A 25,663-nucleotide genomic window follows, 5' to 3' on the forward strand; every position below is an offset into this window, starting at 1 on the left:
AATAGATTTTTGAATATCAAAATAGCTAATAATATGAAGTGTTAATAAGGATTTTTTTACTACGAAAGTTGAGTTATAATAAAAAGGTTATAGACTTTTAATAGAAGGAGTAATTACATGGCTGGAAAACAAATTAACCCAATGTTAATTCAAGCATTAACAAATCAAGAAATCACTGAAATCCCATCATCCCCTACGTTCAAGAATTTAGGCGGGACATATGTAAAGTCAATCGTCGATAATTTAAAAAAAGTAATGACTCAGCATGAAAAAAATGAAATCATGATGACTTGTAAAAGCTGTAACCAATCAGGCAAATATAATATTGGAACCATGCTCATTAATGTTCCTACAAATAACCAAAATGTACAGAAACCAGAACAACAGTACACTGGGTATTTCCGTTGTAAGCATTGCAATACTGCTGGACAGTGGGAAGAGTCATCAGAGCTATATATGTTTAGCATTGCAGCTCTATTGGCACCCGATAACGAAAATACTCTTGTTCAATTTGGTGAAATGCAACTTTTTGATGGAACTTCACCAAAATATGCTACAGATGGAGAAGAACACCTCTTACATTTAATTTCTTCTTCACCAAGCAACGCGTTATTATGGAATAAACTGGGCAATTTATACATTACTGGTGCGAGACCTGAACTTGCAATGGCGGCCTTCGAAAAATCTATTGCTATCGATCCAAATCAATTTGAGTCACACCTGTCTATTGCCAATATTCTTATAGACATTAAGGATTATCAACATACTATTCATCATTTGCATCAGGTGATGTTATCCGCGGAGCATTATGAGCATCTTGATGCAAATCGTTTAAGAGAATTATTAGCACACGGAATATGCAAAAGTTTCATCGCTTCTACTGAATCAAAACAGAAATATTTACCGCTTCCTACAAAAGAGCAAGTAATGTCAGCTGATAGAGAAATTAATCTAGCTACTCAAGAACTCCTTCAAGGTATTGAACTATATTCTGATGACCTAACTTCATTTTATCCGCTCGCCGAAGCATTTATGGGAAAACGAGCTCAGGAGTTAAATTAGAAGGTTTCACAGGTGAAGTTTTTTTAAATTTTTGGTTATACTCTTAAGCCTGGAATAGAAATCAAAATTTTGATTTAAATTTTCGTCGTTTTGCAAAGTAATGATAAATTTCACCATATCTGATCGTTCAAAAATAGAAGCTTAGATTACTCTATTCATGAAGTTGCCGTACGTATTAAACGCAACCCTTCAACGACTTCAAGCTGCGTCGCCATTAGAATAGTCTAAGTTGTACGTACTATGCTAAAAAACGCTTTAAACCCTACTAAAGGATTTAAAGCGTTTTTTCTCGCGTTTTGCAATTTTAATAATATGAAAGCTTTGCAACAATGCTTACTGGATTCAATATAAAGATAATTATTTATTGAATAGTCGACTCATCACTATAGCATTTATTCCTCATTAAACCATAGTTGATCTTTGTTATCAACGTCGCCATTATAATTGATTAGAATTTCTTCTCCAGCTTTTATATCTTTATAAGCAAAGAAGTCAAATGTGTGATTTTTAAAATTAATCTCATATGTTGCATTTGGTTCATATGAATGATTAAACAACATTCCATAACCAAGAAGGATAGCAGAACGACCTATCCCATACTCAAAAGCGTAATCAGCGAGCAAAGTTTGCTCAATGTATTGATGCTCCTCATTTGGATAAGAAATTACAGGTGCCTCATGTAAAAGCTCTCCTTTTTGGATATCACATGTAGCAAATACCCCTCTATTGAATTCTCCATTACTTAATGGAGATGATTTTACTTCAATCATGTTTGTTCTCCTACTCATTAATAAAATTTTCTTTCTAACTGTAACATTAATTTGAACATTGGGCTCTAAAAAAACAATATTTTTTTTAATTAAATACCTTTATTGTCACAGAATAATGGCTTATCACCATAACGTGTAGTTGATTTCCGTTCCAGCTGGGGGGACGTACGATGAGCCGTTTGTCTTTTCATTTTCTATCCTTGTCAAACGTATTCTCAAAAAAGGTAAAGTCCTCACCCCTTTTATACTAAAGGATTGGAAGCACTTTTCAGTTGGTTTCAACCAGCGTTTCCAACTAAAATCAAGCAGTTATTTTTTGCGGATTTTTTTTACCCATTTTACTTAACCAAATAAATAAAAACACAATGATTAAAATAACCGGGGCTAACTCTATTGGGAAAAATAGCATTAGAGCAATTCCTACTAGTAAAGGTGTCTTTAAAATAGCGATTGAAGCACTTCCACCTATAACAGCTACGATAAAGAGCATATCTAGTTGTGGAAAAAAAGTTGCGATCGCGTAGCCCTGTAAAATAGAAGCGAATATAACCGGTAAAACATTTCCACCAACCCAACCTGACTTAAAACAAAACTCCATAAAAATCAGTTTTAAAACAGAAGCTAAAATTAAAGTAGCCATCGAAAGTGTCGGTACTAAACTAGGTAAAGCTTGCATAGAAAGTTGGCCAGAAAACAGTAACTTAGGAGCGATTACAGACATCAAACCAATACCAATACCACCGATAACAGCACTTAAAATAATTTTATTGTTAATTTTAGAAAAGAATTTTTTCATTGCTCTTTCCATTAGTTCATAAAGTTTACTAAACAAAATACCAAACAACACAAATGGAATAAATAAAAACAATTCATCCAATCCCCAATTAGTTTCCCCTAACTTTGTCACAAAAGGAGGTTGATCTGATATTTTAATAAAGAACATAAAGGTCACTATTCCATTAACGATAAATAATATATATAAGAATTTCTTCAATAAAAGCAGTTTTTTCTCTTTAGGAGCCCGCTCAGGATCGTATGGAATAAGGTAGTTATGAGGTAAAGCTAATTTTTTTAGTTTAATTAACCAAGAATCCTGTTTCCATTCGTTGTAAGAAAAATAAAAGTAACGCATTTTATCTCCCTGCCATACCGATAATGCAATAACAGAACTTAATATGGCTGCTGCTGGACCAACACTTGCACCAAAAATTAAAATTAAGAAAGCAATTAAGAAATTAAGACCTACATTGGAATAGTCCATTCTTTGAGTTGTTTTTAATTCAGCAATAGCTTCATTAGCTGTTTTAGGTAGACCGCCCCACTTGTACTTGCTAACACCCACTAAAATACCACCAAAAACACATAAAATTAATGTATAAATAGCGGGTATTTTTAAATCATTGGATACGTCATTCCACAAAAAATCCGCCAAGCCATTAACTAAAATTAAAAAAACAGAAGAAATAAAACCGATTATCCCACTTAAAATTATGCCATAAACAAGTAATCCGCTTATTTTAAAATACTTCTCATTCAAAATAAAATTCACCACTTTTTATACGTATATTAAGATTCTCTTATTGCATTAAGTAACTATATTTATTTGAAATACAAATAATTTTTATAATGCCCATATAACTATACTAGACTTTATGCTGAAAGGGCTAGTATTTTCCTTTCTAAATCCAATCAAACAAACTAATAAATAGATTGCCAGTTCATTTCTTAAATGAGTATCATTCTTCCCGTTTCTTTGCTACTCATATCCTTAACTGAAATAAACCTTTGAGACTATTATCGACTTCTCAACAATAAAATAAAAGCCATCACTTAACGATCTAAGGGCATTTGCGTAAAATCACACGCCAAGTTCTTTTGTTATGTTTCTCAACCGCTCCTATACCTCAATACATTGCTCTGTAGCAAGAATTAGATTGCCTGTGTAAATGATTCATCTGCTCCAACGTCAACCTTCACATGCCCTTTAACTACATCTATCAATCTCATTTGTTATACATTTACTATTTGTCTACCAACTCACAATTTAACATGTTATATTTTCCTTATAAAAGGTTTTTTAGTTAATTACGGTAATAGCGAGTTTTATTGAATAAGAGAAAAGAGGAATCGAATAATGGATACCATCATCTATATGATAAGACATGCAGAATCACCATTTGTTTTCGGTCAAGAACGAACGAGAAAACTATCCAACCAAGGGGAAATAGACGCAAAAAAAGTAACGGCGATAATGAATGTGAAAGAGATCGATTTAGTAGTCTCAAGTCCTTATACAAGAGCAATTCAAACAATCGAAGGAATTGTCGATTCCAAAAATATAGAAGTAAAAGTATTTGAAGAATTAAGGGAAAGGCAATTAAAAGGTGTTTATAAATTACCTGAAGAAGAAATACAACAGGCAATAAAAAAATCCTATGAAGATATTGATTTTAACTTATCGGGCGGGGAATCAGTAAGAGACGTCCAAAATCGAGCTATTCCTATAATAAAAGAACTTCTAAATAATTATGAGACAAAAACAATTATTATAGGAACTCATGGAAATGTTATGACTATTATTATGAATTATTTTAATAAAGAATACGGTTATGATTTTTGGAAAAACACTTCAAAACCAGACATTTACAAGTTGGTATTTTCGGGGGAAAAGCTACAATTAATACAAAGAATATGGGAATGACTAACGAAGAGGCTATTATCACCTTTTCAAAATCCAAAAAAACCTTCAGATATCAAATTAGGGGCTTGTGTGGATATAAAACATACACACAAGTTGTTATGCTTCCTCAATCATTCCTGTAGCTCCAATGTTCCAGATACCTTTTCAATAATGCCTAATTCAACCAATTTTGATACTAAGGGATTTAATTTATGAAATAGCTCAATCAAAAGGACATTCAGTTAATTTATGAGCCTTTGGTTATATTCAATCCACTTTTCCATTTCTCTCTCCACGGCTCGATTTTGCCATTCAAACCAAATTCCAGAACACTCACTACAATGACTGTCTACTCCACTTTTCTCATGCATATCTTTACATGTAAACACAGCCTTTTTACGACAGCTGTAGCAGTAAATTTCTTTATCTTTATCAAATTTCATACCTATCAACTCCAACATTTTACACATATCTCTTTCCATTTTTCACATAAATTATTCTAATTTACAAAGTAATCATTACGGAGGAGGAATAGCATTAAAATGTAGCTTTGACATAAAGTTTAATAAAAACCGATGCAACAACGGTTTTAACATCTAACATACTTGCGTTTGAATCCGATTCTCCCTCTATCCATTTCTTTTTGAATACTTTCGTAAGCATTTAGGAAACTAGTTTTTTTCTTGTCCCGTTTGACTTCTACTATACCTACTTCCTTTGCGGTCTCGACAGCCTTTTCATGTAGTGGCAAATATGAAATCCCCACTGTGTATAGAAAATTATTCATAGCAGATTTCGTTCTTTCTGGCGAATCATGAATAGAATTTTTCACACTATCAAGCATATTTGAAATCTTGTTTTCGGAAAATTCATTGTCTTTGCGATTCCCTAAAAGCCAGCAATAGCAACTCCAACCCGCTGACATTCTCAGCACGTCCCCGCTTGCGATCCATTTATCAGCAACGTCTTGTGCCATATTTGACTCTGATAAAGTTACTGCCACTACATAATCAGACAACATATAAAAATACGCTTCATCGATCCAACGATCAAAATCCGACTCAGTCATAGCTTTTGGATCTGCAATAATGCCTGCAAAATACATTGCATCATAGTTACCTGTAGCATAAAGCTCTTCAGCTAAATGTTGATTTATTTTTATTGTCTTTGCGATTGGTTTCATAGCACCTGTAGCCACGCCAAAAAGAGGCTCGTGCGCACCATTAGATTTGTATATTTTTTTAGTTCGTTCCTTTCCGAGGGATTCAAGCTCCTGCATAACTGTTTCGAAATCCATAGTTTTATACTTCCTTCCTTAAAATTAATACCTTTTTAATTATAACCACTAGTTCCTATTCTTTATTAGGCATTCCATACTTCCTGATTTTACCCATAATCGTTTTCAAGTATTCTGCTTTGTTAGTTTAAGTACATTTCATTACAATCTACAAATCTATTTTTACAATACAAAAATCACCTCTTAGAACTAACGAGGTGATTTCATCAAACTTTATTACAAATTATCAACCTATACAGTGAAGTTAATCTGACACACTTAAATAGATTTGTTCAAATTTTATACCTTCCCTGTAGCCTTTGAAAAAGTACCTATTATGACTAATACCTAATTAATACTACCGGTTGGGTATAATGTAGTTCCTCCAATTGAAACATTTATTTCATTAGATAATGGAACATTGTATTCATCAATAATTGTTCTCCACCATTCCCATGCAAGACCTGTACATTCTCTTGCATAAATTCTTATATTTTTTGAATTAGGCGGAAGTGGTATTACTGTAGAGAAATGAGCTGTTTTGTCTTTCCAGTTTCCATCCCAAGTTTTATGGGATAATACTTCTTTTCCATTTTCATCATATGAAAATTCATCCCATGCTACTTCAAATTGAGCAACATATGCACCAGAATGATCCAGGTTGATGCGACCTCTAGAGTATTCTGTAGATGTCGTCTCGATATAATCTGTATTGTTATGAACAGCAGCAATTGAATTATCCTTTAAGAAAACACTTGTATATGAAATTGGGTATGCTGGATTTTTAAGACTAAATTCTGCATTATCTTTAATTATTTTTCTAATATCATTAAAGTCTTTTGAGACAACCTGGTTATGCTCTTGTGAATCTCCGCCTAATACTACAGCAGTAAAGGAACTTTCTTCAAAAATATCTTTGTACTGACCACTAGTTTCTACATTCGTATTGACATCATTCAGTAAGGCTTTAAAAGCAGCTTGTACATCCTTGCTCTTTGAGCTTGTTTCTAATTTCACATAAATTGTTCTACCATAGGCTACATTTGACACCATTACTGGAGGGGCATCATTATTTACCCCTTTACGTGTTAACTCTTCAAAAGACACACTATCATCAAAAAGGTCTGATGGATTGTTAGGTAATTCCGCACTTACGGTATAAAATATTTGTTTATATGCAGCAACCATCACCTTTTTCTCTCCATTTGCAATCGCATTAAAGTCAATTCCCAGTGAATTGTCAAGAACTTTGGCGTTAACATTCAGAGTGCTTGCTATTTGAGATTTGCTATAAACCATAGATTCTGAATATTGTAGTCTTGCAGGTAAAGTATGCGTTGTTGAATATTTTTCACTCCAAGTAGATACTAAGTCATCTACTGCCCCAGATACATTACCATATGTTGGATTATCCACAGTTATAGTATTTTCTCTTTTCATGCCAGGTAAATCTATGCTAATATTTAGCGGTTTTCTTTTGGCCACTAATAAACTAGGTTGATTGTCTGCAAAAGCTTGGTTTGCAAGTTGTAATGCTCCTGGATAGGAACGATTCGCCATTGAATCAATAATTGAAATATCCACCGGCGACGTTGTAAGTGATTTTTTATTACGTTCAACTACAATAAATTTATCATTTGAGTTTGTACCTTCTTTTGAAACAAAACTATCAATCTTATCACCATTCACTGCTAAAACTTCGTTGTTATTGTAGTTCAAGTTTGCTATACCAGTATCAATGTCATTAGTTTTGCTTGTTTCACTAGCTAAATTAGTATCAATTGTTTCAGCAAAGGAAATAATCGGATAATTTATAATGCATAAACAAACAGATAAACTTACTAGAAATTTTATAACTTTAAAATAATTTCGATTTTCCATAAAAAACCTCTCCTTTTTTAGGAAATTATACCACAGAAATACTTTATTTAAATATAGTAATTTAGTCTTGTGTTATAATCGTTTCATAGCGAACGATTAGTATATATAGCACATTTGAATTATCGGTTTTAATTACTCTAGTCGTATCAGTCGCTGATCATCTAATGAGAGTACGTCAACTATTCCTTCTATATAGAGCTACTGACTAATTAATAGAGACATTTATCTTTAATTTTTCTAATTGAGGTCATCTAATACTTTGGCTTCTGAATGTCCTTATTTTAGGGATATAGTCTCACCCTGAGGTCAGGGGGCAAGCTATAGCGATACGAAATGAACCTTATAACCTTCATCAACGCCGTTTGGAGAGCTTTTCAGTGTATACTTTATACGAGGGAGATGGTGTAATGATTATAATGATAAATGGAGCATTTGGTGTGGGTAAAACCACTATTGCAAATATGCTTCAAAACGAAATTAAAAATAGTATGATATATGACCCTGAAGAAATAGGTTATATGTTAAGAAATGTTGTTCCCGAGGATATAAAAAGAGTAGAAGCCTGTACAGGGGATTTTCAAGATTTAGATTTATGGAAAGAATTAACCGTCGATGTAGCAAAACGTTTAATTAGTAAATATAAAATGAATCTAATAGTGCCAATGACTATTCGGAAATTAGAATACTTTCATTTCATTTACAATGGATTCAAAAGTATTGATGAACAAACCTATCATTTTTGTTTGAGTGCAAGTAAACAAACAATTTACGAAAGGTTAAGACTACGTGGAGAGGAAGAAGGTAACTGGTGTTTTCAACAAACCGATAAATGCTTGGAAGCCTACAACAAATATGATTTTGGAGAGTATATAGATACTGAAAAAGGTGGGATTAATGTCATTGTTCACGATATAAAAGAAAAGTTACATCTTTAAGTAGATGAAATACAAGCAAGTAATGAGCTAACAAAAGTAAAATTGCATTATCAGAAGTTGATCTTACATAGAGTTGACCGAAAAGAATGGTTCACAAGAAGCTGATCAGGTAGAATCTTATGCAGAAGTGTTCAAACAGCATTAGAAATAATGGTTGATACTACTGACAGAGAGAAGTTCAACCAATTAGCCGATTTTTGTTTGATCAGATAAAATAAAAGAAGTTAAAGCGCTAAAATGCAGGACTTGTGCATAATATTTCACACAAGTCCTTTTGCTATGCCTTCAAAACTAACCTGAGAACAATCCATGCAACCAAGTATGCGCCCTAACTGATTCTCAAATCTTTTGAGGGCTACTTTGCGGGAATTAACAAAACACTAACTTAATGATGTGCAACTGCAATCTCATCATAACTGGCTTAATAAGCTCACATATCTCTACACCCATGTTTGGAAATATGTTACACTTTACCAAGCAACTAATTATTCAGTTGGTGAGATGTTTTATTGGTTCAAACTAAATACAAATGGAGGTTTTTATATGAAAAGGAAGTTAGTCTTCACTTTTGGTTTAACAGGAGTTTTAGCATTAACAATTGGTTTTGCAAAAGACTTGCAAATCACAGAAGTATCAGCAGAAGAACAAACAAACATTACTACGGTAATAACAAAAGAAGAACAAAATATGGTGGAAAAAATGTCCGTTAAAGAGGGTTTTGTACCACAAGGAAATGGATCAGGCTTCTTTTTTAGTAAAGAGGATTCAACTGAAAGAAAGGATATTACCACTGTAATCACAGCCGAGGAACAAAATATGGTAGAAAATATGTCAGCCAAAGAGGGCTTTGTACCACAAGGAAATGGATCAGGCTTCTTTTTTAGTAAAGAGGATTCAACTGAAAGAAAGGATATTACCACTGTAATCACAGCCGAGGAACAAAATATGGTGGAAAATATGTCAGCTAAAGAGGGCTTTGTACCACAAGAAAATGGATCTGGCTTCTTTTTTATAAAAGAAAAATAATTACGGCGTTACTTTAACAAGAATAGGACTTGCGTTTATGATTGATTTTCACATATGCAAGTCCTTTTGTTATTCTCTCATCGTAACACTTTGGAGCAACTATTATTTTATCTACTTCTGAGGTTTTTCAGTTATTAGAGCGAGACATTGAAAAATGCCTTTTGGAATGAGATACTAATATTTGATTTTGAGAGTATCCCCATCGACATAAACCCCCTCTGAACGGGAAATCGGTAGCTTTTGTTCTGCTGAGAAGCCGATCGTTTCTCCATCCCTTAAAGTGACGTTCTCTTCTACAATATATCCGGAAATCGTAATTAAAAAATCACGTAGTTCAGCAGGAGATGCTTCACTGTCAAGAATTTCAATTTCATCCTTACCAAAGGCTTTTAGCCCATAAGTATATCCATTTAACCCGGTTTCCGTTCCGACCAGTCCGAAATAAACCAGATTCAGTAAAGGAAACATGTCGTCATCATTTTTCATGACTTCAGCCATATCTAGATAAAGTTCAGGCTGAAATACGGTGCAGCCTGTATAGATCCCTATTGCATTAGGAAGCTTCAGACAACTTGCCGTCAGCTTAGTGTATAGCTTGCCACTATCTAGCGGAGAGCCGGAGCGAGTAAATGCAGCCAGGATGATTTGAGCTACATGCGTTTGAGTAACCTCCACGGCTTCCTTCCACATGTAATTTCCCTGTGCATAATACTCAGCCTCACCATCTGGTACGGGAGCTTCGACAAAACTAACTGCTAACACGCAGTCGTCCACTTCAAAGACCAGAGTTCCTTCCTTTGTTTCTTCGGCGTTTTCCTCATCCTCTGTCAACGAGCAGGAGATGTTCCAATCATTCAAAAGGTTGGCCTTTATCTGATCAATATCACATTCTGCAGAGTTAAGAAGAACAAACCCGTTGAATAAACCAGAACCATTGTCTCGCGTTTCAGTCTCGTCCTCCATGGATTGGTCAGCTTCATATGCTGCAGCCTGCTGCATCCAATATTCTCGGATCATTTCTACCATCTTTACAGCTTCTTGCTCTGCAGTGGCAGGGTCATAAGGTTGCATCTCGCTGAATACATGGCCGCAATGCTCAGTGTCAGACGGATCCTCATAGCCTCCGCATACGCCAAGGAGCCATTTTCCGAGCATAGTTTTTTTATATTTGAATATATAGTAGTGCATATCATATAAATCAAATTCTGCTGCAATTTCTATTTTCTTGGGTTCTTGCCCAAGTTCGTGTTCATCTGCTAGCCAGTCGATCATGGATTGCATTGCTGCTTGTTGTTGTGCTGTCATCAATTTCTCCCCTTCACAAATGTATGATTCTACCATTATTATACCAGCTTTTATGGAAAGAAATATTGAAGCAAGAATTATTCCTCTTATGGTAGATTACTCCTATTTCTATTATAGGAAGTCGTTCATCAAGTATTGAGTGCTGGGATGAGTAATATAATTTCAACTTTTTAGTCATAAAAAAATCCTCCATTCAATTGAATTGGAAGATAATTTCGATACTATTTTCAGGGAAATAAAGAGGGATTCTATTCAGTAACCGAATCCCTAATTTTTCGAAAATCCCTTTTTTCAATGGTTTGCATTTGTAGTTTAAACGGTGAAATTTTGTAGATGTTCAGAACTAATACTATATGAAACAACCTTCTCCTTGTACTTCTTGACTACATCAACGTGATTGTCGTAACTAAAAACAAAGAAATTAACATCTTTTTTGCCTCTTTTTACGTTCATGATAAATGGAGTAACATTAGTCTCTGGCTGTAAAAATAATTTTTCATTACCAGGAAATATATAATGTTTTTTCAAAAATGAACCTTTATTAAAATAGTCTGTAAATCTATTTTTTTCTTCCTCATCTAAATACTTCCCATTAAATGTTACCGTAACATCTTTTGAATCAAGTTTTTTATGAAGTTCAAATTTACTTACCCCCCATCCCACAGCTATACTGGGAGGGCTCATTAACAATTTAATAATAGATCCAATCACTAGCGTAATAATCAAACCTGATGTCATACAATACCAACTCTTTCAAAAATTTTATCATTTTATTAGCAATTACTATATTATTACCTTCATTGGACATTGTTTCATAAAAAATAATTAGTAATTAGGCTATATCGATGTTTTATCATCCACCTCTCTATGATAAGGGATTTATATTTTTTATAACCATCCACTTCGATGCTTTTTTGACCATCCAATTGTCTATAAACTATTAAGAGCTTCTGCAAACCTTTTGATTCCTTCATCGATTGAATCTTCATCTTCCTTTGCGAAAGTAAAACGAACAAAACCATCTTTGGATCCCAGTGTAGAACCAGGCACATAAATGACGCCTCTTTTAATGGATTCTTCAAGCAATTGGGTTTCATTATAATTTTTAAGTATTTTACACCATAGATGAATACCACCTTGAGGAATAGAATATTCAACCAGTTTTTTCAAATAATTATCAAGGCTTTTTACAATTTTATCTCTCCTTTTTTCTAATTCCTTCATTAAACTTTTTATATGAATATGAAAATTTTCTGATTCTAAAAAATCATTCGCTACCCATTGTGTATAGCTAGAATGACCGAAGTCGATTTGTTGTTTCGCATCGGATAATCTTTCAATCACTGACGTTGGGCCAATAATCCACCCTATTCTTAATCCTGAGGCAACAATTTTGGACAAAGAACTAATGTATAATACATTGCCATTCCTATCCATTGATTTAAGAGTAGAGATTTTTTCTCCTGAAAAAGCTGTTAAACTATATGGATCATCTTCTACTACTGGAATTCCAAGCTTTGAGGATATGTCTAAAATCGCTTCTTTTTTCTTTTTATTCAATAAAGAGCCCGTTGGATTTTGAAAACATGGATTTAAAAAAACCATTTTAATTCGGTGCTTTTTATATAATGACTCCAAATCTTCTGGGTTCGTTCCATCCTTATCGACAGGTAGATAATGTATTTTTATACCTACCGATTTAAAAATTGGAAGATTATAATTGTAGGAAGGATCTTCTATCGCTATTGCATCTCCAGGCTTTAATAAACATTGAACAATCAAATGTAATGCTTGCTGCGCTCCTGATGTTACCAGTATTGAAGAAGGATTAGTTTCAATTCCCCGACTTTTTTTTACGTGTTTTGCAATGGTAGTTCTAAGGATTTCATTCCCCTGTGGATGATCGTATCCTAGGCTTCCAATAAAAGAACGTGTTGACGTTATCTCGCTTAAAAAACTTTTTGGGAAAAGATCTTCAGACAATTCACCAGAAGCTAAATTGATTAATTTATGTTCAACAGCTTCTTTTCTTATTTTTTGCGTGACAGGTTGACTAGGTAAAAAAGAACCCGCCTCAATATACCTATTCCAGCTAGGAATCCGCTTTTTTGTTATCCCCCATATATCTTTACTAATGGTAGTACCACTTCCTCTATTTCTTTCAATTAACCCAATCGATTCTAATTCGTCATATGCATGAACGACAGTACTTCTATTTAAATTTAGAGCACTCGCTAAATATCTCTCTGATGGCAATGGTTTATCAGGTGGAAATGTACCATCTGCAATTCCCTTTTCAATATATTCTGCGAGTTGTTTATAGATAGCTTTTTTCGCTTTTCTATCAGGTTTCCAATCCAACTATACTCACCTCATTATGTCCTTCAAACTTGCGCTTTCTTCTTTTAGCAGTGTTATTCCTGATAAAAGATTATATATTAATATTATTTCAATTGTAATCAACCATCCACTTCCTTGTTATTTTAGCCATCCGATTAAAAAAATCAAAGCTGGTGGAATTTTACCCGTCGTAAAATTTCACCAGCTTTTTAGATTTCAGAAATTGGTGTTGTCCCAACTTCTTGACGCTTACTTATGAAGAAAATAAATAGATGTCTTCGATTATACCTTAAAGTATGCTCAAGCTTGTTTCCTTTATATCAGTAATTAACATATGACCCGGTGCATGGGTAATGATAATAGAAGGTTTACTTTCCATTGCCACTGCCTGAGGGGTTACGCCACAAGCCCAAAATACTGGTATTTCCCCTGGCTTAATGGACACGGCATCACCGAAATCTGGCTTTGAAATATCTGTAATCCCTATTTGTTCTGGACTTCCAATATGAATTGGAGCACCGTGTACATTTGGGAAACGCGAAGTAATTTGGATTGCACGAATCGCATCCTCTGGTGTCATAGGGCGCATACTGACAACAGTTGGTCCTTTAAACACACCTGCTTTTTCACATGCGATATTTGTTTTATACATTGGCACATTACAGTTTTCTTGAATATTTCTTATTGGAATACCTGCTTCAAGAAGAGGTGTTTCAAATGTAAAGCTACATCCGATTAAAAAACCTACCATATCCTCTTCCCAATAATCTGTAATATCTAATACTTCTTCCGTTAAAATACCATCCCGATAAATACGATATTTCGGAATGTCCTTGCGAATATCTGCATTTTTAGCAATTTTTGAAGGAATAAATGATCCAGGTTCTGTCACGTCTAATAATGGGCATGGCTTTGGATTTCGCTGACAAAATAGTAGAAAGTCAAAAGCATGCTCCTTCTTCAAAATCACTAAATTTGCTTGTGTAAACCCAATCGACATGCCAGAAGTAGGTCCAGAGATTTCTTGATTGCGAATAAGTTTACGGATTTCATTCGGCTCTAAAGCACTATATGTTGTCATCATCCATTCACTCCTTATCAATTATGCCTTGGCGTAATTGCGTCCGGATTTTGAATTGTGCCAGCACAATTCATTCCTCTGAAAATCCGTGACATCCGCCGGAGGCTTTTATCTTTATTCAGTAGGTGTTTGGACATCCACTGAAAAGGTACAAAAATCGCATTCATCTCACCACCTATAGAGGTGGGAGTTTTCTGCTGAATAAAGATAAAATAACCATCCATGAAAAGATGCTCATGGATGGTTGATTGTTAGATTAACTAAAAATTTTCGGAATTTCTCCAATTAATGTAATAATGCTAAGATACCCCATAAGAACAACTACCATTGCTCCAGTGACAGTTAACCAACGTGGATGCTTATATGTACCAACAATTTCTTTTTTGTGTGCAGCAACTAATATAATGCCAAGTGATAATGGTAAAACCAGTGCATTTAATGCACCTACCAAAATTAACACATTAACAGGCTTTCCAACCAAGGCAAAAGTTGCTGTTGAAATGACGATAAACGCTATAATCACCCAATTATGATATTTCTCAATGTTAGGGTGGAATGAACGAATAAATGAAACGGATGTATAAGCTGCACCTACAACAGAAGTAATCGCTGCAGCCCACATAATCATACCAAACATGCGATAACCAATATTACCCGCAGCTAGTTGGAAAACAGATGCAGGTGGATTGGCAGGATCAATGACTAAACCTTTTGAAACAACACCAAGAACCGCTAAAAATAAAGCAACACGCATTACGCCAGTAATCAAAATCCCTGTCACAGAGCTTTTTGTTACTTCTGGCAAGGATTCTTGTCCTTTGATACCAGCGTCCAAAAGGCGGTGACCACCAGCAAAAGTAATGTAACCCCCAACTGATCCACCAACCAAAGTTACAATCGCAAACCAGCTAATTTCTTTAGGCCAGACGGTGTTTACAATCGCTTCTCCTACAGGTGGTGAAGTTTTAAAAGCAACGAATAGCATGAGTAAAATCATGACACCGCCAGCAATTTGCGCAACCTTGTCCATTGCCTTTCCTGCTTCTTTATAGATAAATATAAAAATAGCAAAAAGTGCACTTAAAATGGCACCCATAATTGGATCTATGCCAAGCATTGCATTTAACCCTAATCCAGCTCCAGCAACGTTACCAATATTAAATGCTAAACCACCTATAACAATCATAATTGCAAGGAGAACACCTAATCCAGGTAATACCTTATTGGCAATTTCTTGCCCTCGCAAGCCAGAAACAGCAATGATTCGCCAAACGTTTACCTGTGCGACAATATCTAGAATTAATGAAATTAAAATGACAAATCCAAAGCTAGCCGCTAATTGCTGGGTAAATACTGTCGTTTGTGTTAAAAAACCTGGTCCGATAGATGAGGTAGCCATTAAAAAGGCTGCTCCTATTAACACACTTTTACTTGCTGTTTTCTTAACAAATTTACCTTTTTTCTCTTGCTCGATTCCTACTTCACTAACTTCCGTTTTTTTTGCTACCACCATTGGATTACCCCTCCTTGATTGCACGTACTGATATTTGATGTTCTGCTAATCTTGAATGAATATATTTTGCAAATTCTACAGCGTGTTCCCCGTCCCCATGAATACAAATAGTATTTGCCTGTAATGGGATTTCGATTTGCTGTTGTGACAGCACAATTCCCTCTTTCACCATTCTCACAACTTGATTCACAGCTTGTTCCTTATCAGTAATCAATGCATCAGGTTGTTTACGAGATGTTAAAGAACCATCCTTCTGATAGGTACGATCTGCAAACACTTCATGGGCTGTTTGAAGCCCTACTTTTTCTCCAGCTTTTGTTAATTCACTACCTGAGAGACCGAATAACACAAGTGTAGGTGAAATATCATAAATGGCTTGTGCGATTGCCTCAGCAATCGCTGGATTTTTAGCAGCCATATTATAAAGTGCGCCATGTGGCTTTACATGTTGCATGGTTTCATTGGAAGCCGTTAGAAAACCTTGCAATGCTCCAACTTGATAAATGACCATATCATAGGCTTCCTGTGGTGTGATGTTCATCTCACGTCGTCCAAAGCCATTTAAATCCGGTAATCCTGGATGTGCCCCGATTTTCACACCATTAGCAATGGCTAGCTTAACTGTCTCTCGCATGACTGTTGGATCTCCAGCATGGAATCCACAAGCAATATTAGCAGAGGTTACATATTTTAAGATTTCTTCTTGCTCTCCAAGTCGATAACGACCAAAACTTTCCCCTAAATCACAGTTTAAATCAACTCGAAACATCTTCTTCCCCCATTTTCTTCCCACTAAAGTAGTTAAACTGAATACGTTTACAAACATTTTGTACCGATATCCGGAACTTAAGTTTTGAAATTTAAAAAAATCTTAACATACTTTATTATTGCTGAAAAGTATAAATTTAAAATTTTGAGAAAGAATATTTTTTTTGAAATTTTCATTTAAATTAACCTTGTTTTCGTTTATTGTTTAAATATAATATTAAAAAATCCGTTATTTAAAACTTATATACCGAATTACGAAACTTCAGGGAGATGGTTTTTATGCTGAATTTAAAAGAGAATGTACAAATAAGACCTTTAAGTGATTCTGCACTAGTCATACATGTAGGTGAAGGTATTAGTGAGGCAATTCACAACAAAGTTAAAAATATATTGAATTTATTAGAGAGCAATCCATTTGAAGGATTCGTCGAGGTTGTGCCTGCCTATAATAATGTGACAGTTTATTACAATCCGATTGAAGTATACTTTTCTAATATAGGTAAAGAAGGAGAAATGCCTTACGAAAAGGTGAAAGCAACAATTCTTTCTTTAATGAATCAATCTTATATAGTTGAAACAACGAAGGAACGTGTCGTAAAAATCCCTGTAGTATATGGTGGTGAAATGGGGCCAGATTTAGAATTTGTAGCCTCTTATCATGGTTTAACACCTAATGAAGTTATTAACATTCACTCTTCTGTAGAATATCTTGTTTACATGATAGGCTTTGCTCCAGGTTTTCCGTTTATGGGAGGAATGGACAAACAAATAGCAACACCGCGTAAAGAAACTCCACGGTTATCGATTACTCCGGGATCTGTTGGAATTGCGGGAAATCAAACAGGTATTTACCCATTAGAAACTCCAGGGGGATGGCAAATCATCGGACGAACACCTTCTCGTTTGTTTCTACCAGAACAATCTCCTCCAACCTTATTACAACCGGGTGATCGAATTCAGTTTGTACCAATTTCGTTGGAAGAATATAAGAGCGATTGGGAGATGAAAACATGGGCATAAAGGTATTACAGCCAGGTATACTGGCAACTATTCAAGACCTAGGAAGATATGGGCTACAAAAGTTTGGTGTTATCGTCGGAGGAGCAATGGATTCAAATTCCTTACGAATTGCGAATTTACTTGTTGGAAATTTGGAAGGAGAAGGCGCTCTTGAGGTGACACTTTATGGAACATCCCTTTTATTCGAAACGGATGAACTGATCGCAATTACAGGTGGTAATTTACAACCTACAATAGACGGCAAAGAAGCACCCATGTGGCGACCACTTTTAATTCAAAAAGGCTCTGTTTTAAAATTTAATACTGCGATTAGTGGTTGCAGAGCCTACGTATCGTTTAGTGGGGGAATTCAAGTGCCCGAAGTGATGAGCAGTAAAAGTACCTACATACGTGCTGGAATTGGAGGATTTCAAGGAAGAAAATTGCTGAAGAATGATGTCTTTGAATTAGATAGACGATCAGAGTTAGGAGAGGATCTTTTTGAACAATTAAAAAAAGAACCAACGTACCTTCCTTGGTCAGCTGATTACACATCCTTTGTTACATTTAAGAAAACGCAAACAATCCGCTTCATAAGAGGCTCTGAATATGAGCATTTCGATGAGGAGAGTTTAAAAAAATTCCTTTCAACGCCTTACACCATCACAACACACGCAGATCGAATGGGGTATCGATTAGAAGGAGAAGCTATTCAATTAAAAGAGCCATTTGAATTATTATCCGAAGGGGTTACATTTGGAACGATTCAAGTGCCCTCCAATGGGCAACCTATTGTTTTAATGGCAGATCGTCAAACAACTGGTGGATATCCTAAAATAGCTCAAGTGATTTCAGCAGATTTGCCATCATTAGCACAAATGCAAGCAAATGGTCGAGTCTTTTTTAAAGAGGTCACTCTTGAAGAAGCTCAATTGGCATTAATCCATCAAGAAAAAAAACGAAATGAATTAGCATTTGGGCTCCGTTTAAAAGGTTATAGCAACTTTAAGTAATGGCTATTCAATCGCCCAAAATTCGATTATTTAGATAGTGATATTTCTCAAAAATCAGCAACTTCAGCGCAAAATGGGTAATCTCAAGTGACTTTTGAGACTACCCATTTTTTAAAGCTGTTCATACCCCAATTGTTTAGAAATCTCGGCGGTAGCCTTCTTAAGTTTATCGACGAAGATTTCAACGTTTTCTCCTTGATAATTGGTTTCTAGTCCCGCAATACTCATTGCTGCAACGACTTCCCCTTTATGATCGTAAATCGGTGCTGCAACAGCAGATGTATAATTTTCTAATTCTGAATGGCTGATTGTATAACCAAGTTCTCTAGCCTGCACAATCGTTTCAAAAAGCCTTTCCTTTTCTGTAATCGTCCCCATGGCAAACGATTTAAGTTCTACCGATTCAAGATATTCCTTTATGTCTGCATCCGGTAAAAAGGATAATACAGCACGAGGGCATGCCCCTGCGTAAAGAGGACTTTTTCTACCAATTGCTGTGTAGAGTCGAACTTTTTGCTTCGTATCTATTTTCTCGATATAAACAGCATCGTTACCATCACGAACGATTAAATTAATCGCTTCTTTTACATCATTATGTAACTCATTCATAATTGGATCTGCAATTTTTCGCACATCTAGGCGCATTGATACTAGATGTCCAAATTTAAGGAAGAGAATACCTAACCTATATTTTGCATCAGTTCCCTTTTCTAAAAATTCCATTTCCTCAAAAGATTTCAACATGCGAAAAGCAGAGGTTTTAGGGATTCCTGATAACTCAATTACTTCTTGAAATGTCAGTTCAGTATGATCGATAAATAAATTTAATATATCCATAGAACGGATAACCGTTTTATTATTATTTGTCAATTTAAGTTTTCTCCTCCTTCTATACTAGATTTAATCTAATCATAATTTTTTTCTCTCAATTAATAATTATACCTAACATCTTACTGTTTTTATATAGCCTGTAAATCAGGTTGACAAAAGAATAAAAAACAGGAGCAAGAGAATGGTTGCTTTGCTTCCATGCTCTTTACCCCTGTTTATAATTCTTATTTAAGCTCTGACGTTTTTCCTTCAATAAAATCACTCCAATCAAACCAACGATGGAGAAGATAACCGGCGTGATGAAACCATAGTAATATCCATCAAATAGATTTCCTGAAGTTGATTGAAAATGATCCAATATATATCCAAAAATGATGGGTAGCAATACAGCACTTAGAAAGCCGCCCGTATTCGCAATCCCTGAAACAATTCCTGATTCCTCCAGTTTAAAAGATTGACGTACAGCTGCAAAGGTTAATGCACTTGCCCCATATCCAAAGCCAATGATAAAGAAAATAATAATTAGAAAGAACAAGGAAGGATGCCCATTACATAAAAGGAAAGAAAACCACCCTAATAAAACAATGATATGAACGACAATATACGGTCTTTTAATTGATTCTAACAGACTTGAAATCCAACTAGCTAGAGGTGCTCCAATAAGTGCCCCGATAAGACCGATCATAATTAGTTGGCTGGCATCTGAACGAGTCATTTCATACATATTCATCCCATATGGTACTGCCCACGAACTGATAAACCCTACATAACCGCCGACTACCCCAAAATGGCAACAGAATAGAGCCCATGCTTGCGGATTTGAAAATATTCTTCGTAGTAAAACGGATGTTTTTTCACGTTGCACTTCTGCTGTATCTACTTCTTGCTCATCCCCAAAAACATGTTTTGTTTTTTTCACAAGTACAAAATAAAGGAGAATGCCACATAAACATAATAGTAGTCCTACTGAGAAAAATGTTACCCTCCAACCAAATAAAAGTATCCACGTGGAGTAAGGTACTGTCGCCAATAAGAAACCAAGACTTCCTGTCATGCCTGCCAGTCCAATTAATCGAACAAATTCCTTTGTATGAAACCATTGGGCCAAAATTAGCACCATGTTAACCCATATGGTCGCATCCCCTACCCCAGTTAGTATTCTGGCAAAAAACAGGACGAATTCATGTGTACCCAGACTATAAATAATTGTCCCTAAACCTGTAAGAGTAGCACCAATAATTAGAAAAAAATTCGGTCCAAATCGATCAGCTAAAATCCCCATCGGAATTTGCAAACTCGTGTAGACAAAAAATTGTATACTCGTCAATAACCCAATCGTAGATGCTGTTACATTAAAATCTCGCATCAATTGGTCTGTAATCAGTCCTGGGGCGGTTCGTTGACTCGCCATTAACAAATAAGTAAATAATACAGAAACAAATACAATCCATCTATATCTGCTATTTTGTTTGTCCAATGATTTCTACTCCTATAAGCTTTTACTCTATATATATGAAATACAGGTAACGTTAAAACCTGTTTTTAAAAGTAGTTTTATGATTGGAATTTGGCTACAGGTTCAAACAAAGTATAAGCTACCCACAATTACAACGCATAGTTTACGCCATACGCATTGTTCCTTATTGTTAGTTTTGTGTAGTGGACATAAAAAAAGCACCCTCCTTAATTGTAACGTCTATTGTACAGGGGGTGCCTGGTTGTTTATATGCGTTATTTGATTACGGGCTTACACATAATCTAGCTCTTTCATGTGTTTTGAAAATTAATCGAAATTTAAAGATAGAAAAGAACATTATTTCTCTTATTCTATTTAACTGCTAACGCCGAAGTTGAATCTTCTGCTAATTCTACTTGTAGATCCGTATATGGTAATCCATGTGCATCAGCTACCGCTTTATATACTATTTTTCCATTTACTACGTTTATCCCCTTCGCTAAAACAGGATTATCTAAAGCAGCTTGGCGATAGCCTTTATTAGCTATTTGCAAACCGTATGGAACAGTTACATTTGACAAGCCCAATGTTGAGGTACGCGCGCAAGCACCTGGCATATTCGCAACTGCGTAATGCACAACACCGTATACTTCATAAGTAGGATTACTATGAGTAGTAATTCGATCAATTGTTTCAATAGAACCCCCTTGATCTACCGCTACATCCACTACAACAGACCCCTTTTGCATCGTTTGAATCATTTCTTTTGAAACTAATTGTGGTGCACGTGAACCTGGAATTAGCACAGCACCAATTAACAAATCTGCTGTTTTCACTGCTTCAGCGATATTGTAGGTATTTGATGCAAGAGTACGAACACGTCCTTGGAACATATCATCTATTTGACTTAAGCGTGTAATATTAACGTCTAAAATTGTTACGTTTGCACCTAATCCTACTGCCATTTTCGCAGCATTCGTCCCGACAACTCCAGCACCTACAATCACTACATTTCCAGGTGCAACACCAGGAATACCACCTAAGAGAACTCCTTTGCCTCCTTTGGAATTTTCTAAAAACTGTGCACCAATTTGTACAGACATTCGGCCTGCAACTTCACTCATTGGCGTTAACAACGGTAAGGCACCTGAATCTAATTGAATTGTTTCATAAGCAATTCCAGTAACTTTACTTTCAAGCAAAGCTTTCGTTAATTCTGGCTCTGGAGCTAAATGTAGGTATGTGTAGAGAATTAGATTCTCTTTAAAATATTTGTACTCCTCCTGAATCGGCTCCTTCACTTTAATCACCATATCAACATCCCAAGCTTCCTTAGTCGATTTAGTAATTTGAGCGCCTACATCTAAATAATCTTGGTCTGTAAATCCACTACCTAACCCTGCACTCGATTCAATTATTACTTCATGACCACCTTTTTTGTAAGCCACAACACCTGCTGGAGTAATTCCTACTCGATTTTCATTATTTTTTATTTCTTTAGGTACACCAATTATCATTATATTTCCTCCTACCTATTTTTTTATTAGTTTTGGTTTATTACTACAAGTTTCATTTCTGTCATTTCCTCAATTGCATACTTCAGCCCTTCTCTTCCCATACCACTTTCCTTTACGCCACCATATGGTAGATGATCTAAACGGAATGTAGGAATATCATTTATAATGACACCACCTACATGGAGTTTTTGCGTTGCCTGTAAAGCAACATGGATATTATCTGTATAAATACCAGCTTGCAAACCATATTTGGAGTCATTTACTTGATCAAATGCCTCTTGAATAGATGTAAACTTCATAATAGATACGATTGGTGCGAATACCTCCTGACAGGAAACCTTCTGCTCCGATTTTACATTTAATAGTACGGTAGGTTGTAAGATATTCCCTTCAGATTCTCCACCAGTTGCAATAATTGCCCCTTGCCCCTTTGCTTCTTCAATCCAACTTAATGTTCGTTTTACATCTTGTGGACTAATTAAGGCTGAAACATCCGTTGTAGGATCTAGGGGATCACCAAGTTTCAACTCTTTTGTAGCTGCTACAAATTTATCTACAAACAAATCATACATTTTTTCGTGAACATAGATTCGTTGAACTGAAATACATACCTGCCCTTGGAATGCAAATGCACCGGAAACGACACGTGGAATTAATTTATCAATATTAACATTTTCGTCGATAATAACAGCCGCATTAGAACCCAATTCAAGCGTTACTTTCTTAAGACCTGCTTGATTGCGTATGCCAATACCTACAGCGGGGCTACCTGTAAAAGAAATCTTTTTCACGCGATTATCCGTGACTAATTTGTTACCAATTAAAGAACCTGCACCAGTAACGATATTTAACGCACCCTTCGGTAATCCTGCCTCTACTAATAATTCACCAATAAAATAGGAAGTTAATGGTGTTTGACTTGCAGGTTTTAATACAACTGTGTTACCTGATGCTATTGCTGGCCCTACTTTATGAGCTACTAGATTCATTGGGAAATTAAAAGGTGTAATAGCTGCCACGATGCCTAATGGTTCACGAACCGTATAGGCAATGCGCCCGTCTCCACCGGGGGCAGCATCCACAGGAATTGTTTCTCCGTGTATTCGCTTTGCTTCTTCAGCAGCAAATTTATACGTTTGAATTGTACGCTGAACTTCAGCTTTGGCGGTTGTGATAGGCTTGGCCGCTTCTAGTGCTATTAGCTCTGCTGCTTCTTCAGCACGTGCTTCTAATAAAGAAGCTAATTTTTCAAGAATAATCGCACGCTTATACAAAGGCATATTCGCCATCGTTTTACGTGCAGCATCGGCAGCTACTAAAGCTGCTTCTACTTCCTCGACATTTGCCTTCGGTATTTCTGCAATGACCTCGCTACTATATGGAGAACGTAATTCTGTATACTCTGCTGCTTCCACCCAATCCCCATTGATAAATAAATTTTTCCTCATTATAATTACCTCACCTTTCGTATTACAACTTATTTGCCAACACCTGATTCTCTACTTCTTGAATCGCTTTTTCTAGAATATCCAATAAATCTCTTAACTCCTTTTGGCTTATAGATAATGGTGGTGAAAATACAACAATATCTTGAGCATCTAGTACAACAGAGCGACATATTAATCCCAACTTTGCTGCCTCTGTCACTATTTGCGGAGCGAGGAGTCTTCCTTCATAAGAGATTTCTATACCTGCCATTAAACCTAAACCTCTTGCCTCTACAATAAATGGATACTTCGCTTGTAATACTTTTAACCCCGCTAATAGCTCTTGACCACGAATTTCTGCATTTGCTACTAAATTATCTTTCTCTATAATTTCAATGTTTTTCAACCCAACTGCACAGGCCATTGGATGACCACTATAAGTGTATCCATGCAATATAGTTCCTTCTGATAACTCAGAAAATTCTTGGTGTATTTTCTCTGAGATCATTACACCACCTAATTGTGCATATCCACTAGTAACACCTTTTGCAAAGCACATCATATCCGGTACCACATTAAAATGTTCCATCGCAAAGAACTTACCCGTCCTACCAAATCCTGTAATAACTTCATCAGTTATCATCAAAATACCGTACTCATTACAAATTTCACGAATTTCTTTAAAATAATTATCTGGTGCAACATGCACCCCACCTGCACCTTGTACTGGCTCGGTGATGAATGCAGCTATTGTTTCTGGACCTTCAGTTTCAATCAAATCACGTAAAGCCTGTATGGAGAAATGATCTACGAATAGAAAATCCGGTGCATTAGAATTTGTAAAATCACGAAATCCTTTTAAACCCGTCGCACTTGTAGCACCGATTGCCACCCCGTGATAAGATCTCGATCTTGAGATAATTTTTTTTCGAGAAGTCTCCCCTTTTAATATCCAATAATGACGAGCCAATTTATAGGCGCTATCATTGGATTCGGAACCACCGGACGTAAAAAATGTAGTATTTAAATCACCAGGTGCTAATTCTGCTAACTTTTTTGCTAATAGAATAGCAGGCTCATTACTAAACGTTGCAAAACAAGAACTGAAGGCTAATTTATCCATTTGTTCCTTCGCTACTTCACCAAGTTCTGTTCTACCATGTCCGATATTCACATTCCAAAGTGAAGACATACCATCAATAACTTTTTTACCTGTAATATCATACAGATGAACACCTTTTCCTTCTGTAAAAATAAATACCGGTCCATTTTCCGTCTTTACTGGTGAAGTAGGGTGTAGAAAATGCTTTTGGTCTAACACTTTAAGTTCTTCAATAGAATAATTTCTTTTCATAAAAATACATCCTCTCTTTTAAATGTTTTTAAACAATACACTCACAATTAATCAATTTCGCCTTGGCGTAATTGCGTCCGGATTTTGAATTGTGCCAGCACAATTCATTCCTTTGAAAATCCGTGACATCCGCCGGAGGCTTTAGGCCAACAGATGTTTTTTGCGCGAAAGCGTAGTGCTAACGCAGCGTCAGCAGCACGATGTTGGTCACTCAGGCGTTTTCACAGGATGTGAAGTTCTTAGCCTGGGTTCCTCTATTTCAGTAGGTGTTTGGACACCCACTGAAAAAGTAATCAAAATCGCATTCATCTCACCACCTATAGAGGTGGGAGTCTTCTGCTGAATGAAGATAAACAATAAGCTTGCCAACTACTAAAAAGTGATTTACTTACATCTCGGAAATAAATTAATTTAATTTTCAATTAATTT

At 35.6% G+C, this 25,663-nt stretch carries 22 protein-coding genes; 6 read left to right on the forward strand and 16 right to left on the reverse strand.

Translation table 11 applies throughout. The features are described from left to right. The first annotated feature begins 117 nt into the window (after positions 1 to 117). The gene (locus QRN68_RS06480; protein ID WP_285395939.1) at positions 118 to 1,062 is read left to right on the forward strand and encodes a tetratricopeptide repeat protein; all 945 of its coding nucleotides are present in this window, start codon (positions 118 to 120) and stop codon (positions 1,060 to 1,062) included. A gap of 392 nt (positions 1,063 to 1,454) precedes the next feature. On the opposite strand, the gene QRN68_RS06485 is transcribed toward QRN68_RS06480, so the two are convergent. Then, entirely contained in the window at positions 1,455 to 1,832 is a 378-nt protein-coding gene (locus QRN68_RS06485) for an SET domain-containing protein (RefSeq protein ID WP_285395941.1), read from the reverse strand. Positions 1,833 to 2,133: 301 nt separating this feature from the next. Beyond that, positions 2,134 to 3,369, reverse strand: coding sequence for a chloride channel protein (locus tag QRN68_RS06490; RefSeq protein WP_285395942.1), 1,236 nt, complete (start codon positions 3,367 to 3,369; stop codon positions 2,134 to 2,136). A gap of 597 nt (positions 3,370 to 3,966) precedes the next feature. Here QRN68_RS06490 and QRN68_RS06495 point away from each other — a divergent pair. Then, positions 3,967 to 4,533 (forward strand): histidine phosphatase family protein, encoded by a 567-nt coding sequence (locus QRN68_RS06495; RefSeq protein WP_285395943.1) that lies wholly within the window; start codon positions 3,967 to 3,969, stop codon positions 4,531 to 4,533. A 221-nt stretch (positions 4,534 to 4,754) separates the two neighbouring features. Here QRN68_RS06495 and QRN68_RS06500 read toward each other — a convergent pair whose 3' ends face one another. The 3 genes from QRN68_RS06500 to QRN68_RS06510 all read right to left on the reverse strand — a co-directional run bounded on the left by QRN68_RS06500 (position 4,755) and on the right by QRN68_RS06510 (position 7,669). Further along, positions 4,755 to 4,955: a hypothetical protein gene (locus QRN68_RS06500; RefSeq protein ID WP_285395945.1), complete on the reverse strand. Its 201-nt coding sequence runs from the start codon at positions 4,953 to 4,955 to the stop codon at positions 4,755 to 4,757. 146 nt (positions 4,956 to 5,101) lie between these two features. Beyond that, positions 5,102 to 5,809, reverse strand: a complete 708-nt coding sequence (locus QRN68_RS06505) for a DNA alkylation repair protein (protein ID WP_285395946.1) — start codon at positions 5,807 to 5,809, stop codon at positions 5,102 to 5,104. A 327-nt stretch (positions 5,810 to 6,136) separates the two neighbouring features. Next, on the reverse strand, positions 6,137 to 7,669 hold the full coding sequence (locus QRN68_RS06510) for a thiol-activated cytolysin family protein (RefSeq protein ID WP_285395947.1): 1,533 nt from the start codon (positions 7,667 to 7,669) through the stop codon (positions 6,137 to 6,139). Between the two features lie 407 nt (positions 7,670 to 8,076). Here QRN68_RS06510 and QRN68_RS06515 point away from each other — a divergent pair, with 407 nt between their 5' ends. Together QRN68_RS06515 and QRN68_RS06520 are read left to right on the forward strand one after the other, a co-directional pair. Further along, positions 8,077 to 8,604, forward strand: a complete 528-nt coding sequence (locus tag QRN68_RS06515) for an AAA family ATPase (RefSeq protein ID WP_285395948.1) — start codon at positions 8,077 to 8,079, stop codon at positions 8,602 to 8,604. Between the two features lie 543 nt (positions 8,605 to 9,147). Then, positions 9,148 to 9,630, forward strand: a complete 483-nt coding sequence (locus QRN68_RS06520) for a hypothetical protein (protein ID WP_285395949.1) — start codon at positions 9,148 to 9,150, stop codon at positions 9,628 to 9,630. A gap of 174 nt (positions 9,631 to 9,804) precedes the next feature. Here the strand turns inward: QRN68_RS06520 and QRN68_RS06525 are convergent, their stop codons facing one another. The 6 genes from QRN68_RS06525 to QRN68_RS06550 form a co-directional block, all read right to left on the reverse strand. Further along, on the reverse strand, positions 9,805 to 10,935 hold the full coding sequence (locus tag QRN68_RS06525; RefSeq protein ID WP_285395950.1) for a DUF4261 domain-containing protein: 1,131 nt from the start codon (positions 10,933 to 10,935) through the stop codon (positions 9,805 to 9,807). Positions 10,936 to 11,247: 312 nt separating this feature from the next. Further along, complete coding sequence (locus QRN68_RS06530) at positions 11,248 to 11,673, reverse strand: YfmQ family protein (protein ID WP_285395951.1); 426 nt, start codon at positions 11,671 to 11,673, stop codon at positions 11,248 to 11,250. Between the two features lie 192 nt (positions 11,674 to 11,865). Continuing rightward, entirely contained in the window at positions 11,866 to 13,296 is a 1,431-nt protein-coding gene (gene pdxR, locus QRN68_RS06535; protein ID WP_285395952.1) for a MocR-like pyridoxine biosynthesis transcription factor PdxR, read from the reverse strand. A gap of 268 nt (positions 13,297 to 13,564) precedes the next feature. Further along, on the reverse strand, positions 13,565 to 14,356 hold the full coding sequence (locus QRN68_RS06540; RefSeq protein WP_285395953.1) for a putative hydro-lyase: 792 nt from the start codon (positions 14,354 to 14,356) through the stop codon (positions 13,565 to 13,567). Positions 14,357 to 14,612: 256 nt separating this feature from the next. Beyond that, positions 14,613 to 15,830, reverse strand: coding sequence for an NRAMP family divalent metal transporter (locus QRN68_RS06545; RefSeq protein ID WP_285396027.1), 1,218 nt, complete (start codon positions 15,828 to 15,830; stop codon positions 14,613 to 14,615). A gap of 43 nt (positions 15,831 to 15,873) precedes the next feature. Beyond that, entirely contained in the window at positions 15,874 to 16,638 is a 765-nt protein-coding gene (locus tag QRN68_RS06550) for a LamB/YcsF family protein (RefSeq protein WP_285395955.1), read from the reverse strand. A gap of 278 nt (positions 16,639 to 16,916) precedes the next feature. On the opposite strand from QRN68_RS06550, the gene pxpB reads away from it, so the two are divergent. Together pxpB and QRN68_RS06560 are read left to right on the forward strand one after the other, a co-directional pair. Continuing rightward, entirely contained in the window at positions 16,917 to 17,657 is a 741-nt protein-coding gene (pxpB, locus tag QRN68_RS06555; RefSeq protein WP_285395956.1) for a 5-oxoprolinase subunit PxpB, read from the forward strand. Continuing rightward, complete coding sequence (locus tag QRN68_RS06560; RefSeq protein ID WP_285395957.1) at positions 17,648 to 18,649, forward strand: 5-oxoprolinase subunit C family protein; 1,002 nt, start codon at positions 17,648 to 17,650, stop codon at positions 18,647 to 18,649. The genes pxpB and QRN68_RS06560 overlap by 10 nt, the downstream gene beginning before the upstream one ends. Positions 18,650 to 18,760: 111 nt before the next feature. Here QRN68_RS06560 and QRN68_RS06565 read toward each other — a convergent pair whose 3' ends face one another. The 5 genes from QRN68_RS06565 to QRN68_RS06585 all read right to left on the reverse strand — a co-directional run bounded on the left by QRN68_RS06565 (position 18,761) and on the right by QRN68_RS06585 (position 25,234). After that, complete coding sequence (locus QRN68_RS06565; RefSeq protein WP_285395958.1) at positions 18,761 to 19,519, reverse strand: IclR family transcriptional regulator; 759 nt, start codon at positions 19,517 to 19,519, stop codon at positions 18,761 to 18,763. A 166-nt stretch (positions 19,520 to 19,685) separates the two neighbouring features. Beyond that, entirely contained in the window at positions 19,686 to 20,957 is a 1,272-nt protein-coding gene (locus QRN68_RS06570) for an MFS transporter (RefSeq protein WP_285395959.1), read from the reverse strand. A gap of 350 nt (positions 20,958 to 21,307) precedes the next feature. Further along, on the reverse strand, positions 21,308 to 22,453 hold the full coding sequence (gene ald, locus QRN68_RS06575) for an alanine dehydrogenase (protein ID WP_285395960.1): 1,146 nt from the start codon (positions 22,451 to 22,453) through the stop codon (positions 21,308 to 21,310). 26 nt (positions 22,454 to 22,479) lie between these two features. Then, positions 22,480 to 23,901: an aldehyde dehydrogenase family protein gene (locus QRN68_RS06580; protein WP_481817434.1), complete on the reverse strand. Its 1,422-nt coding sequence runs from the start codon at positions 23,899 to 23,901 to the stop codon at positions 22,480 to 22,482. A 22-nt stretch (positions 23,902 to 23,923) separates the two neighbouring features. Then, positions 23,924 to 25,234, reverse strand: a complete 1,311-nt coding sequence (locus QRN68_RS06585) for an aminotransferase family protein (protein WP_285395961.1) — start codon at positions 25,232 to 25,234, stop codon at positions 23,924 to 23,926. Positions 25,235 to 25,663: the final 429 nt, after the last annotated feature.

Source organism: Lysinibacillus sp. fls2-241-R2A-57, from assembly GCF_030209535.1.
Classification (GTDB): domain Bacteria; phylum Bacillota; class Bacilli; order Bacillales_A; family Planococcaceae; genus Lysinibacillus.

Excerpts from the sequence above, each read along its gene's own strand:
- QRN68_RS06560 (WP_285395957.1), top strand. The coding sequence starts at position 17,648 with ATGGGCATAAAGGTATTACAGCCAGGTATACTGGCAACTATTCAAGAC.
- QRN68_RS06500 (WP_285395945.1), bottom strand. The coding sequence starts at position 4,955 with ATGAAATTTGATAAAGATAAAGAAATTTACTGCTACAGCTGTCGTAAA.
- QRN68_RS06530 (WP_285395951.1), bottom strand. The coding sequence starts at position 11,673 with ATGACATCAGGTTTGATTATTACGCTAGTGATTGGATCTATTATTAAA.
- QRN68_RS06510 (WP_285395947.1), bottom strand. The coding sequence starts at position 7,669 with ATGGAAAATCGAAATTATTTTAAAGTTATAAAATTTCTAGTAAGTTTA.
- QRN68_RS06480 (WP_285395939.1), top strand. The coding sequence starts at position 118 with ATGGCTGGAAAACAAATTAACCCAATGTTAATTCAAGCATTAACAAAT.
- QRN68_RS06520 (WP_285395949.1), top strand. The coding sequence starts at position 9,148 with ATGAAAAGGAAGTTAGTCTTCACTTTTGGTTTAACAGGAGTTTTAGCA.
- QRN68_RS06525 (WP_285395950.1), bottom strand. The coding sequence starts at position 10,935 with ATGACAGCACAACAACAAGCAGCAATGCAATCCATGATCGACTGGCTA.
- QRN68_RS06580 (WP_481817434.1), bottom strand. The coding sequence starts at position 23,901 with ATGAGGAAAAATTTATTTATCAATGGGGATTGGGTGGAAGCAGCAGAG.
- QRN68_RS06585 (WP_285395961.1), bottom strand. The coding sequence starts at position 25,234 with ATGAAAAGAAATTATTCTATTGAAGAACTTAAAGTGTTAGACCAAAAG.
- QRN68_RS06495 (WP_285395943.1), top strand. The coding sequence starts at position 3,967 with ATGGATACCATCATCTATATGATAAGACATGCAGAATCACCATTTGTT.
- QRN68_RS06515 (WP_285395948.1), top strand. The coding sequence starts at position 8,077 with ATGATTATAATGATAAATGGAGCATTTGGTGTGGGTAAAACCACTATT.
- QRN68_RS06505 (WP_285395946.1), bottom strand. The coding sequence starts at position 5,809 with ATGGATTTCGAAACAGTTATGCAGGAGCTTGAATCCCTCGGAAAGGAA.
- ald (WP_285395960.1), bottom strand. The coding sequence starts at position 22,453 with ATGATAATTGGTGTACCTAAAGAAATAAAAAATAATGAAAATCGAGTA.
- pxpB (WP_285395956.1), top strand. The coding sequence starts at position 16,917 with ATGCTGAATTTAAAAGAGAATGTACAAATAAGACCTTTAAGTGATTCT.
- QRN68_RS06550 (WP_285395955.1), bottom strand. The coding sequence starts at position 16,638 with ATGTTTCGAGTTGATTTAAACTGTGATTTAGGGGAAAGTTTTGGTCGT.
- QRN68_RS06485 (WP_285395941.1), bottom strand. The coding sequence starts at position 1,832 with ATGATTGAAGTAAAATCATCTCCATTAAGTAATGGAGAATTCAATAGA.
- QRN68_RS06540 (WP_285395953.1), bottom strand. The coding sequence starts at position 14,356 with ATGACAACATATAGTGCTTTAGAGCCGAATGAAATCCGTAAACTTATT.